Origin of the sequence: Plantactinospora solaniradicis (assembly GCF_042658085.1) — a bacterium.
In the GTDB taxonomy this organism is placed as follows: Bacteria; Actinomycetota; Actinomycetes; order Mycobacteriales; family Micromonosporaceae; genus Plantactinospora; species Plantactinospora solaniradicis.
Genome location: NZ_JBHSPR010000053.1, coordinates 186,604 through 198,886 on the forward strand (window position 1 = coordinate 186,604; position 12,283 = coordinate 198,886).

The window sequence follows — 12,283 nt, forward strand, 5'->3', positions numbered from 1 at the left end:
GGTGGTCAGTTCTGCGCCAGCACGTCGCCGACGTAGCGTGCCACGGCCCGCACCGTGGCGATGGTGCCTGGGTAGTCCATCCGGGTCGGACCCAACACGCCGAGACCCCCGACGATGGTCGTCCCCGGACCGTATCCGGTGCTGACCACCGAGGTGGCCCGGAGATTGTCTATCTCGTTCTCGTCGCCGATCCGGACCTGGAGTGTGTTCGGTTCGACCTCACCGATCAGCTTGAGCAGGATGACCTCCTCCTCCAGCGCTTCGAGGATCGGTCGCAGCGAACCCTGGAAGTCGAGCAGTCCCCCTCGGGCCAGGTTGGCGGTGCCGGCCAGGGCGATCCGCTCCTCGTGCCGCTCGACCAGCGTCTCCATCAGCACGGTGGCGAGGGTGGTCATCGCCGGACACAGGCCCGGCGCCACCTCGTCGATCAGCGCCTGGACCAGCGGCGGGGTCTCGGCCAGCTTCTGGCCGCCGAGCCGCTCGTTCACCAGCCGGCGCAGGTCCGTCACGTCGTCGGCGGTGATCGGCGCGGGCAGTTCGACCAGGCGCTGCTCCACCCGGCCGGTGTCGGCGATCATGACCAGCATCAGCCGGGTCGTGGAGATCGGCACGAGTTCGAGGTGCCGCACCGAGGATCGGGCCAGGCTCGGGTACTGCACGACGGCCACCTGCCGGGTCAGCTGGGCGAGCAGCCGGACCGTACGGTGCACCACGTCGTCGAGGTCGACCGCGCCGATCATGAAGCGCTCGATCGCCCGGCGCTCGGCCGGCGTGAGCGGCTTGACCCGGGAGAGCCGGTCCACGAAGAGCCGGTAGCCACGGTCGGTGGGCACCCGGCCGGCACTGGTGTGCGGCTGCCGGATGTAGCCCTCCTCCTCCAGCACGGCCATGTCGTTGCGGACGGTGGCCGGGGAGACCCCGAGCTGGTGGCGCTCGACCAGCGCCTTGCTGCCGACCGGCTCCTGGGTGGCGACGTAGTCCTCCACGATCGCGCGCAGCACGTCGAGCTTGCGGTCGTCGAGACCCATCCTCACCTCCCTGCGACGTCCCGGCCCCGGCACCGATACGACCGGGGCGGCCACGACGGTCGGGCCACGGTTTCCCTGGCACTCGACTGTAGCGAGTGCCAGTCTACGACCAAGGTGCACCGGACGCGATGATCGTTTGGAAGGGCTGCCTGAGCCCGGACAACAGGCTTGCCCGGACACCCTACCCCGGCAGACCTAACAGGTACGGTCGGCTATTGTCCAGATCCGACCGTGAGCGTGGCTGGCGTCACTTGATCCGGGCACCTACCGTGACCCCCATGACTGAACCACCTCGCCCTCCCGGAGACTACGGCCCGGGTGGTCCGCCACACGACCCGTACTCGCCGGGCGCTCCCCCGCCGACCTCCGGCGGCGGCGCATATCCCCCGCCGACCTCCGGCGGCGGCGCGTACCCCCCGCCGACCTCGGGCGGCGGCGCGTACCCGCCGCAGGGCGGCTATCCCCCGCAGGGCGGCTACCCCCAGGGTGGCTATCCCCCGCCGGGCGGTTACCCCCAGGGTGGCTATCCACAGGGTGGTTACCCGCCACCGGGCGGCCAGTACGGCGCCCCGGCCGGCTACGCCACCAACGACGAGAAGACCTGGGCCCTGATCGCCCACTTCGGCGGGATCGTCGTGGGCTTCATCGCCCCGCTGGTCGCGATGCTGGCGAAGGGGAACGAGTCGCCGACCGTCCGGGCGCACGCCGTCGAGGCGCTCAACTTCCAGATCACCTGGGGCATCGCCTCGATCGTCGCGGTCATCATCGCGATGTGCTCGCTCGGGATCCTGTTCTTCCTGCCGTTGATCACCTGGCTCGTGGTGCTCATCTTCTCGATCATGGCCGGCATGAAGGCCAACGAGGGTGTGCTGTACCACTATCCGATGACGATCCGCATGGTCAAGTAACCCCGCGCACCCGTACGAACCTCGAAGTGGCCCGTGCCGGCTCCGGCACGGGCCACCGCCGACTTCAAGGGGGCGGGGGCAGTCAGGGCAGCAGGTCCCGGACGACGGCGTCGGCGAGCAGTCGCCCCCGCAGGGTGAGGACGGCGCGGCCCGAGTCGTACTCCGTCCCGGCCAGCAGGCCGGCGTCGCGGGCACCGGCCGCACCCGCCCGACCCGCGTCGTCCAGGGCCGCCAACGGCAGGCCGGAGGCCAACCGCAGCCGCAGCATCACGTCCTCGACCCGGCGGTCCGCCGCCGACAGCAGCTCCCGGGCCTGGCCGGGGGACGTCCCCGCCGCGAGCCGGGCCGCGTACGTCGCCGGATGCTTGACGTTCCACCAGCGGACCCCACCGACGTGGCTGTGCGCGCCCGGACCGAGGCCCCACCAGTCCCCGCCAGCCCAGTAGAGCAGGTTGTGCCGGCACCGCGCGGCCGGCGTCCGGGCCCAGTTGGACACCTCGTACCAGGAGAAACCCGCGCCGGACAGCGCCTGCTCCGCGGCCAGGTAGCGGTCCGCCGCGACGTCGTCGTCCGGGTACGGCAGCTCGCCCCGCCGCATCCGGGCCGCCAACCGGGTGCCGTCCTCCACGATCAGGGCGTACGCGCTGACGTGGTCGACCCCGGCGTCGATCACCGCCGCCAGCGACGCCGCGAAGTCGTCCGCGCTCTCCCCCGGCGTTCCGTAGATCAGGTCCAGGTTGACGTGGTCGAACCCGACCTCCCGCGCCTCCCCGACCGCCTGGATCGCGCGGCCGGCGGTGTGCCGCCGGTCGAGGATCGCGAGCACTCCGGGCGCCGCCGACTGCATGCCGAGGGAGATCCGGTTGTACCCGGCGGCCCGCAGCTCCTTCAACGACTCCCGGGTCACCGACTCCGGGTTCGCCTCGGTGGTGACCTCCACGTCGCCGGCCAGACCCCACAGCCGATCGATGCCGTCGAGGATCCGGGCGAGATCGTCGGCGGGGAGCAGGGTGGGTGTGCCACCGCCGACGAAGACCGTGTCGACCCGGGCCGGCGGCCGGTCCCCCAGCACCCGACCGGCCAACGTCAGCTCGGCGAGGACCTGGTCGACGTAGCCGTCCCGGTCCGCGTTCCCGCCGAGTTCGCCCGGGGTGTACGTGTTGAAGTCGCAGTAGCCGCAGCGGCTCGCACAGAACGGCACGTGGACGTAGACGCCGAACCCCCGCGCGCCCACTGTCGCGCGCGCGGCGTCGGGCAGCGAGCCGTCGACGGGTACGGGTTCACCCTCTGGGAGCACACCAGGCATACGACTAGTGTGCCGGCATGACCTCAGCCCCCGATGCGCTCGTCCGGGCGTCGACCACGCACGGAGTGACGACTCTCACCCTGGACAGCCCGCACAACCGGAACGCGCTCTCCACCCCGCTGATGACCCAGTTGCTCGCCGGGCTGGCCACCGCGGCCGCGGACGACACCGTCCGGGTGGTGGTGCTCTCGCACACCGGGCCGGTCTTCAGCTCGGGCGCGGATCTGAAGGAGACGGCGGCGGCGTACCGGGACGGCACCGTGCCGGTGGCGATGCTGGGTGACGTGCTGGCGGCGATCTGGGAGTGCCCGAAGCCCGTGGTGGCCCGGATCGGCGGCCCGGCCCGGGCCGGTGGGGTCGGTCTGGTCGCGGCGGCCGACATCGCGATCTGTGCCCAGGAGGCGACGTTCGCCTTCACCGAGGTACGGCTCGGGGTCGTTCCGGCGGTCATCTCGTCGACCGTGCTGCCCCGACTGCAACCCCGGGCGGCAGCGGAGCTCTACCTGACCGGGGACGTCTTCGACGGGCGCCGGGCGGCCGAGATCGGGCTGGTCACGACGGTCACGACGGCGGAGGCGCTCGACGAGACGGTGGCCTCGTACTGCCTCGCCCTGGTCCGGGGCGCACCGGGCGCGCTGGCCGGCGCCAAGGAACTGCTGCGTCGTACGCCGGCACAGGACTTCCGGACCGGACTGGCCGAGCTGACCGAACTGTCGACCCGGTACTTCCACTCCGAGGAGGGTCGGGAGGGCGTCGCCGCGTTCGGCGAGAAACGGCCTCCCCGATGGGTACCCGGGAGCTGAGTTCCCTGGGCGGCCGTAAGGCACATTCCGGGCCGGATACGGCGTTCCGCACCTGGTGTGCCGAAGATTACGACTGGGCGAAGTAGGCTGTGTCGCACTATCGAACAGGGGGTGGCGGTGCGGACTCGGGCGATGGTCGCGGCGGGAGTCGCGTTGGCGGCGGTCGCCGGTTTCGGTGTCTACCTGAGCGCCCGCGAGTTCGGGCACAACCTGCCCCTGCCGAACGCCGCGCGCGGCTGTGTCGTCGAGGCGGACGGTCGGGTCGCCCTCAACGCCGAACAGATGGCCAACGCGGCGACGATCGCCGCCGTCGGCATCCGGCGCAAGATGCCCGAGCGGGCCGTGGTGGTGGCGCTCGCGACCGCGTTCCAGGAGTCCCGGCTACGCAACCTGACCGGCGGTGACCGGGACTCGGTCGGGCTCTTCCAGCAACGGCCGAGCCAGGGCTGGGGGACGCCGGAACAGATCCGTGACCCCCGCTACGCCGCCACCAAGTTCTACAACGCGCTCCGCAAGGTCCGTGGCTGGGAGCGGATGGAGATCACCGACGCGGCGCAGAAGGTACAGCGCTCGGCCTACCCCCGGGCATACCAGCAGTGGGCGGACGAGTCGACCGTGCTGACCCGGGCGCTGTTGGGCAACGCCACCGGCGCGGTGGCCTGCACCGTGGGCCGGGAGCCCGCGATGCGCGGTGACGCGGCGGCCGCCGCCCTGACCGCCGGCCTGAAGCTCGACTGGGGCCGCCTGGAGACGTCGGTCCCGGCGGAGTTGACCGGTCTGGCCGTACCGATCGCGGACGTACGGGTGGGCTGGCGCTACGCACACTGGCTCGTGTCGCACGCCGACGACCACGGGGTGAAGACGGTCCGGTTCGCCAACCTGGAGTGGACGGCGGACGACGGCACCTGGTCGCAGGTGCGCGGCTCCTCGGGCACGCCGGATCAGGTGATCGCCGAGGTCTTCGGCGACTGAACGGCGGCTGGCGACTTTCGCTAACCCGCAGTGATTGCACAAACGGTCATACCGGCAGCTTCACCCCGATTATCCAGGGCACCTGTCACGCTGAGTCAAGCTCTCACTTCCCTCCGTACCGCCGAATGGCCCTCGCCGATCCGCCGGCGCAGCGCCCGGGTCGGGCTCTTGCCGGGAGGGTTAGGATCGGCAGCCTGTGTGCTCAGAAAGAGTTTCACCCTTATGGGGAGGGGATGGACACGGTGTTCGATTACGGCGGCCGGACCGGATACGAGCCGATCAGTGACACGGATCGCAAGGAGTTCCACGAGCAGGGGTTCATGTTGCTCCGCAACGTCCTGACCGAGGATCACCGCGCGGCCCTGGAGGAGGCGGTCGACCGGGTCTACGCCGAGGAGAAGGCCGCCGGCAACACCACCAAGGACGGCACCCTGCACCTGCTGGGCTTCCTGGAGCGGGACGAGCTCTTCGGCGAGCTGCTCACCCACCCGATCGCCTTCCCCTACATGTGGGGCCTGGCCGGATGGAACATCTACACCCACCACAACCACCTGGACGTCACGCCCCCGGCCCTGGAGCCGGAGAAGCCGTACTGGGGCTGGCACCAGGACGGCTACCGGCAGAACTCGGATCCCGAGACGATGGACCCGAACCTGCCCCGGCCGATGTTCTCGCTCAAGGTCGCCTACGTGCTCTCCGACCTGTCGGAGAAGGGCCGGGGTGCGACCAAGGTGATCCCGGGCAGCCACCTGTGGAACTCGCTGCCGCGCCCGGCCGACCTGTCGGTGCAGAACCCCGATCCCGAGGGCACCGTCGAGATCACCGCCAACCCCGGCGACGCGTTCATCTTCGACCGGCGGCAGTGGCACTCCCGGTCCACGAACCTGTCCAACATCACCCGCAAGATGCTCTTCGTCGGCTACACCTACCGGTGGATCCGTCCGCTGGACGAGCTGCACCCGGACAAGGACGGCCAGTGGTACGCCAACCGCACGCCCGTCCAGCGCCAGTTGCTGGGCGAGGGTACGCACACGGCCAACTACTGGGGCATCAACTGGAACGGCTACGTGGACGACGAGATCCCGCTGCGCAAGGAACTCAAGGAGCGGGGTCTGCTCGACCGCAGCATCCCCTGGCTGCGCTGATCCACCGAGGCGGTTCCCGGGACCGCTGAACCGGCCCGACGTACCGGCCCTGTCGCACGGCAATGGACAGGGCCGGTACGTACGCCGGAGCATCCTTTAACCCTGGGTAATTCTCGCCACGTCGCCGATAATTCCGATCGGGCCCCGACGACGATATTGATCGCGGCATTCTTTCGTGATCCGATTCTCGCCCCACACGCTGCGACGACAGATCCGGCGAGTCGGCGGCCAACTGGGCACGCCGACCGTGAACGTGACTGACGGCCAATTTGATTCACGTTCCCACCGACGCTCGCGCCGGTGTCCAACTGACTACGTCAACCGGCCGGAGAGCCGGTAGATATCCACGAGAAGATCCCACAACTCGTCGTTCAAGCGCTGGCCATTGTCGTTCGTCAACTGGTGCGCCGGGCACTTCATCGTCGGAGTCGACGGCACGAGCCCGCTGGGCGGAACGCTGGCGAACCGGATCTTCCGCTGCCCCTCCGGGCCGACGATCCGGAACTTGTCCGGCGCGATCCGGAAGGCGCCTCCGGCGATGTCCGCAACGGTGAACCGCGGATGTTGGATCTCCCTCGGGTCACCCGTGAGGTGCCGCATCCGGACCATCTCCTGCTCGTCGTGCAGGACGGACAGGCTCGCCAGCAGGGGCGTGCTGGCCCGGAGGGTCGTCTCCAGCGCCTGGCCGGACAGACCCACGGTGTCCCGCCCGTACGCGAGCGCGGACTCCAGACAGATCAACGCCTCCAGCATCGCCAGGCTGATGTTGCGCTTGAACTTGTGCCGCAGCGAGGCCGCCAGTTCCGTAGCGTCGGCGCCGGGCGCCGGCACCATCTGGTCTTCCCAGACGACGGCGTCCCGATGTTCGGCCACCACCGCGATCGCATGATCCAGAATCGTGCCCGGTCGGGCGAAGAGGCCGTCGACCAGATCGCGGAATAGCAGGTCCAGCCTTTGCAGGTTATCGACAAGATCGCGACCCGGCGCGGCGCGGCGCAATTCCGTCAGCGCGAAGGAATCTCGCAGTGTCTCGAACCACACTTCGACCAGCGGCGTGTACACCTCAAGGTACAGCGCCGCCTTGGGGTGCCGGTACGAAAGCTGTTGGTGTGACACCCTAGTGCTTCCCGGTAAAGATTCCGCGGACACTTACGGAGCGTAACATCTAAGATCATTTCGCGCAAATGTGAATATCATAATCACCACTCTAGGTGGCACCGACCACCTGATCGGCCGATCATCCGATCGTATGACCGTCGTGAATTTAGCGGCTCCGGGCAACGTGCGCCAGACCCGATACCGGACACGTACCGCAAGCGGGACCATCGGCGGTCGGACCCGGGAGGTCCGGGCAAGCACGGGGGCGCCGGACCGAGTCGGCCGGCGCCCCCCGTTGCTGGGAAGTGGAGTGCTCAGTAGCGGCTGACTCGCCGACGGCGGCCGACTCCGGCGACCAGAGCCACCGCCACGGCAGCCAGGACAACCTGGATCAGCAACTCGGTCCAGTCGATGCCGGGCGTCGCGGTCGCGATGCCGGCGGCCCGGGCGATGACCGTGCCGAGCAGTGCGGCACCGACACCGATGAGCATGGTCAACCAGATCGGCATGTCCTGGCGGCCCGGTACGACGAGACGACCGAGTGCGCCAATGACGAGGCCGACGATGAGCGCGGTGATGATACCCCAGACGGTGAGTTCCACGGCCGTCCTCCTTCAGATCCGTCACGTTGTTGTGGTGACAGCTAGATTCCCGGAGGGGGAAAAACTCAAACCGACCTAGTGGCGCAGACGTCGCGCGGCATCCCGGATCGCCGCATCCATCGTGCCGAAGGCCAGAGGGGGCGGATCCGCCAGAGAGAACCAGGTCAGCTCGGTGGACTCGGTCGGGTCGAGCACGATCTCCGGGGCTCCCAGGGTGGCCAGAAAAAAGTTGTCGAGGACCGGCAGGACCTCGTCCTGGAACTCGTAGCTTCCGACGTACATCCCGACGAAGTCACCGAGGTTGACCTCCACGCCCAGTTCCTCCCGGGCCTCCCGCACGGCGGCCTCGGCCGGGTGCTCCCAGCCGTCGCAGAATCCCCCCGGCGTCTCCCACCGGCCGATCATGGGCTCCGCCGCCCGCCGGAGCGCGAGAAAGCGCGGTCCCGCCGGGTCGGGTGGCCGGGCCGTCGGATCCTGGTCGAGCACGATCAGTCCCACCGTGGGGCGGGCGTTGACGAAGAGCTGGTACCCACATCCAGCGCAGGTCGTCGGAGCGGGTGCCGGCAACGGGGTCGCGCACCGGGGGCAGAAGGAGGCGCTGGGGCCGTACCCCCGGGGGGTCACTTCTTGCCGCCCGCCTTGCCGTCGCCGGAGTCACCGGTGGAGAGCGCCGCGATGAATGCCTCCTGGGGAACCTCGACCCGGCCCACCATCTTCATCCGCTTCTTCCCCTCCTTCTGCTTCTCCAGCAACTTCCGCTTCCGGGTGATGTCACCGCCGTAGCACTTGGCCAGCACGTCCTTGCGGATCGCCCGGATGGTCTCCCGGGCGATCACCCGGTTGCCGATCGCCGCCTGGATCGGCACCTCGAACTGCTGCCGGGGAATCAGCTTCTGCAGCTTCGCCGCGATCGAGACGCCGTAGTTGTACGCCTTGTCCTTGTGCACGATGGCGCTGAACGCGTCGACCGGTTCGCTGTTGAGCAGGATGTCGACCTTCACCAGGTCGGACCGCTGTTCCCCGGAGGGCTCGTAGTCGAGCGAGGCGTAGCCCTTGGTACGACTCTTGAGCTGGTCGAAGAAGTCGAAGATGATCTCGCCGAGCGGCAGTGTGTAGCGCAGCTCGACCCGGTCCGCGGAGAGGTAGTCCATCCCCTGGAGCGAACCGCGCCGCCCCTGGCAGAGTTCCATCACCGCGCCGACGTAGTCGTTCGGGGTCAGTACGGTGGCCCGGACCACCGGCTCGTACACCTCGGCCACCTTGCCGGTCGGGTACTCGCTCGGGTTGGTGACCGTCACCTCGGTGCCGTCCTCCAGGGCCACCCGATAGACCACGTTCGGCGCGGTCGAGATCAGGTCGAGCCCGAACTCGCGCTCCAGCCGCTCACCGATGATCTCCAGGTGCAGCAGGCCGAGGAAGCCGCAGCGGAAGCCGAAGCCGAGCGCCGCCGAGGTCTCCGGCTCGTAGTTGAGCGCCGCGTCGTTGAGCTTCAGCTTGTCGAGCGCGTCCCGCAGGGCCGGGTAGTCGGAGCCGTCGATCGGGTAGAGGCCGGAGTAGACCATCGGCTTCGGGTCCTTGTACCCACCGAGGGCCTCGGACGCCGGCCGGGAGTTGATGGTGACCGTGTCACCGACCCGCGACTGCCGGACGTCCTTGACCCCGGTGATCAGGTAACCCACCTCGCCGACCCCGAGCGCCCGGGCCTTCTCCATCTCCGGAGAGACCACGCCGAGCTCCAGCAGCTCGTGCACCGTGCCGAGGGACATCATCTTGATCTTGTCGCGGGCCTCGATCCGGCCGTCGATCACCCGGACGTAGGTCACCACGCCCCGGTAGACGTCGTAGACCGAGTCGAAGATCATGGCGCGGGCCGGCGCGGCCGCGTCGCCGACCGGCGGCTTGAACTGCCGGACGATCTCGTCGAGCAGGTACTCGACGCCCTCACCCGTCTTGCCGGAGACCCGGATGCAGTCGCTCGGGTCACCGCCGATCAGGTGTGCCAGCTCCTCGGCGTACTTGTCCGGCTGCGCGGCCGGCAGGTCGATCTTGTTGAGCACGGGGATGATGTGGAGGTCGTTCTCCATCGCCAGATAGAGGTTGGCCAGGGTCTGGGCCTCGATCCCCTGCGCGGCGTCGACCAGCAGGATGGCGCCCTCGCAGGCGGCCAGCGACCGGGACACCTCGTAGGTGAAGTCCACGTGCCCCGGGGTGTCGATCATGTTGAGCACAGCCTGCTCGCCCTGCCGGTCACCCTCGCGGATGGTCCACGGCATGCGGACCGCCTGGCTCTTGATCGTGATGCCGCGTTCCCGCTCGATGTCCATCCGGTCGAGATACTGGGCGCGCATCTGCCGTGGGTCGACCACACCGGTGAGCTGCAACATCCGGTCGGCCAGCGTCGACTTGCCGTGGTCGATGTGGGCGATGATGCAGAAGTTCCGGATGCGGCCGGGGTCGGTGGCACCAGGAAGGTTCGCGCCGGGGTCGGGCGTCGGTGGCACGGCGGTCCGTTCTGCTTGGCTGACGACAATGGGCCTTCTATGTTCCCATGCCGTCCGGGGGCGCCCGGCCGTGGCCGGCGGATCACCACCGCGAGTTCGGTCACGGCCCAGCACCGAATCGGTCACCACCCGACTCGACGCCCACCTCCGAACGGGTCGGCGCGGCACTGCGAACCGGTCAGCACCCCACTCGGCTCCGTGCCCATCACCGATGATCCGATCCGGCACCGCTCGGCGAGCCGTTGACCGGGTACGGCAGCCGGGCCAGGGCAGACTTGTCGGCATGGCCGCCATTTCGGTACCGCCCCGACCGTACGACGCCACCGCCGTACGGCCCGGCTGGGCCGACCTCCCGACCGAACTGCGCGCCGCGATCGCCGCCCGCCTGGGGGCCAGGGTCAACTGGGCGAGCACCGCCGGTGGCGGCTTCACCCGCGGGTTCGCGGCAGTACTACAGACCGTGGCCGGGGACCGGGTCTTCGTGAAGGCGGCGTCGCTGATCGACCAGCGACACCTGAGCGACTGGTACGCGCGGGAAGCCGCGATCACCGCCGTACTTCCGGCCGAACTCGCGGTCGCCCGGCCGCGCTGGACGCTCACCGCGGCCGGTTACTTCGTGATCTGTCTGGACGCCATCGACGGGCGAATGCCCGGTCTTCCCTGGGTGCCGGCGGAACTGGATGCGACCCTGGCGGCGTACGCGACCGTCGCCGACGCGTTGCGGAAGCCCCCACCCGGCCTGGTCGCGCTCGGTGCGCCCCGGCTCGACGAACTGGTCCGCGCCGATCTCGCCTGGTGGGGAGAGCTGGCCGCCGGCCGCGAGACGCTGCCGAACCTGCCCGACGTCGCCCGGCACCGGCTACCCGAACTGGCCGCCCTGGAGGCGCGGCTGCCCGGGTACACCGAGAGCACCTCCATGATCCACGGCGATCTCCGGGTCGACAACGTCCTGCTCAGCGCCGCAGGCACCGCCTGGTTCTGTGACTGGACGTGGCTCTGCTTCGGGCCCGCCTGGTTCGACCTGGCCGGTCTCCTGGTCACCGCGTACGCCAGTGGGCTCGACGCCGACGAGCTGTTCGGAAGCCACCCGGCGGCGTCCGACGCACCGGCCGACGGCCTGGACGCCGCGCTCGCCGCGCTCTCCGGATACTGGCTGGTACGCGCTGCGGCCGGGCCGAGCACCGGCTCACCACACATCCGGGCACACCAGCGGTGGAGTGGAGAGATGTCGCTCGGCTGGCTGGCCGAGCGGCAGGGATGGAGATGAGCCGTTTTGGCCTCGAACCCGGCTACCTGGTAACGTAGCTCTTCGCGCGTGCCGACACGGCTGCGTTGTGACGTGCATCGTCGCGCCGCGCATCAAAGCAAACGGAAACCCTAGCTACCAGGCTGAGCTAGCTACCAGGACGAGGCTGTCGCGTGGCGAACATCAAGTCCCAGATCAAGCGCAACCGGCAGAACGAAAAGCGCCGGTTGCGCAACAAGTCGGTCAAGTCGTCGCTGAAGACCGCCATCCGCAAGTTCAACGAGGCCAGCGAGAGCGGAGACGCCACCAAGGCGACCGAGCTCATGCGGGACGCCTCGCGCAAGCTCGACAAGGCGGTCAGCAAGGGCGTGATCCACCAGAACCAGGCGGCGAACCGCAAGTCTGCGATCGCCAAGCGGCTGCAGTCGCTCTCCGCCTGACGTAACACCACACACCTGACGCGTGGCCCCCGAGCCGACTGGCTCGGGGGCCATCCGTTGTTGCTTCGGCAGGGCCGTACCGATGAGCCGCTCCGCAGGGCCGTACCGGTAGGGCGCTTCGGCAGGGCCGCGGGTCAGTCACTCGTAGCGACGCTTGGCCGACTGGCGTCCGCGCTGCCGGACGGTGTCGGTCGGATCCAACCGGACCAGCCAACGCCGGACCGGCCGCTGGTC

At 69.3% G+C, this 12,283-nt stretch carries 12 protein-coding genes; 6 read left to right on the top strand and 6 right to left on the bottom strand.

The features are described from left to right. Positions 1-5 precede the first annotated feature (5 nt). A complete protein-coding gene (hrcA, locus tag ACFP2T_RS37380; protein ID WP_377430534.1) occupies positions 6-1,028 on the bottom strand; it encodes a heat-inducible transcriptional repressor HrcA in 1,023 nt (340 codons plus the stop codon). A 278-nt stretch (positions 1,029-1,306) separates the two neighbouring features. Here hrcA and ACFP2T_RS37385 point away from each other — a divergent pair, with 278 nt between their 5' ends. After that, the gene (locus ACFP2T_RS37385; RefSeq protein ID WP_377430537.1) at positions 1,307-1,936 is read left to right on the top strand and encodes a DUF4870 domain-containing protein; all 630 of its coding nucleotides are present in this window, start codon (positions 1,307-1,309) and stop codon (positions 1,934-1,936) included. 82 nt (positions 1,937-2,018) lie between these two features. Here ACFP2T_RS37385 and hemW read toward each other — a convergent pair whose 3' ends face one another. Then, positions 2,019-3,242 (bottom strand): radical SAM family heme chaperone HemW, encoded by a 1,224-nt coding sequence (hemW, locus tag ACFP2T_RS37390; protein WP_377430539.1) that lies wholly within the window; start codon positions 3,240-3,242, stop codon positions 2,019-2,021. A 17-nt stretch (positions 3,243-3,259) separates the two neighbouring features. Here hemW and ACFP2T_RS37395 point away from each other — a divergent pair, with 17 nt between their 5' ends. From ACFP2T_RS37395 to ACFP2T_RS37405, 3 genes are all read left to right on the top strand, one after another. Beyond that, a complete protein-coding gene (locus ACFP2T_RS37395; RefSeq protein WP_377430541.1) occupies positions 3,260-4,045 on the top strand; it encodes an enoyl-CoA hydratase family protein in 786 nt (261 codons plus the stop codon). Positions 4,046-4,156: 111 nt separating this feature from the next. Then, a complete protein-coding gene (locus ACFP2T_RS37400; protein WP_377430544.1) occupies positions 4,157-5,017 on the top strand; it encodes a hypothetical protein in 861 nt (286 codons plus the stop codon). Positions 5,018-5,250: 233 nt separating this feature from the next. Then, positions 5,251-6,162: a phytanoyl-CoA dioxygenase family protein gene (locus tag ACFP2T_RS37405; RefSeq protein ID WP_377430547.1), complete on the top strand. Its 912-nt coding sequence runs from the start codon at positions 5,251-5,253 to the stop codon at positions 6,160-6,162. A 312-nt stretch (positions 6,163-6,474) separates the two neighbouring features. On the opposite strand, the gene ACFP2T_RS37410 is transcribed toward ACFP2T_RS37405, so the two are convergent. The 4 genes from ACFP2T_RS37410 to lepA form a co-directional block, all read right to left on the bottom strand. Beyond that, positions 6,475-7,278, bottom strand: a complete 804-nt coding sequence (locus ACFP2T_RS37410) for a hypothetical protein (protein ID WP_377430548.1) — start codon at positions 7,276-7,278, stop codon at positions 6,475-6,477. Between the two features lie 296 nt (positions 7,279-7,574). Next, entirely contained in the window at positions 7,575-7,862 is a 288-nt protein-coding gene (locus ACFP2T_RS37415) for a GlsB/YeaQ/YmgE family stress response membrane protein (RefSeq protein ID WP_130461060.1), read from the bottom strand. 75 nt (positions 7,863-7,937) lie between these two features. Further along, complete coding sequence (locus ACFP2T_RS37420; RefSeq protein ID WP_377430551.1) at positions 7,938-8,486, bottom strand: NUDIX domain-containing protein; 549 nt, start codon at positions 8,484-8,486, stop codon at positions 7,938-7,940. Next, positions 8,483-10,363 (bottom strand): translation elongation factor 4, encoded by a 1,881-nt coding sequence (gene lepA, locus ACFP2T_RS37425; RefSeq protein WP_377430554.1) that lies wholly within the window; start codon positions 10,361-10,363, stop codon positions 8,483-8,485. Before lepA ends, ACFP2T_RS37420 begins: the two co-directional genes overlap by 4 nt. Positions 10,364-10,646: 283 nt before the next feature. Here lepA and ACFP2T_RS37430 point away from each other — a divergent pair, with 283 nt between their 5' ends. Continuing rightward, entirely contained in the window at positions 10,647-11,630 is a 984-nt protein-coding gene (locus ACFP2T_RS37430; protein WP_377430556.1) for a phosphotransferase family protein, read from the top strand. A gap of 152 nt (positions 11,631-11,782) precedes the next feature. Then, positions 11,783-12,049 carry a 30S ribosomal protein S20 gene (gene rpsT / locus ACFP2T_RS37435; RefSeq protein WP_192771709.1) on the top strand — a complete coding sequence of 89 codons (267 nt, stop codon included), beginning with the start codon at positions 11,783-11,785 and terminating at the stop codon, positions 12,047-12,049. Positions 12,050-12,283: the final 234 nt, after the last annotated feature.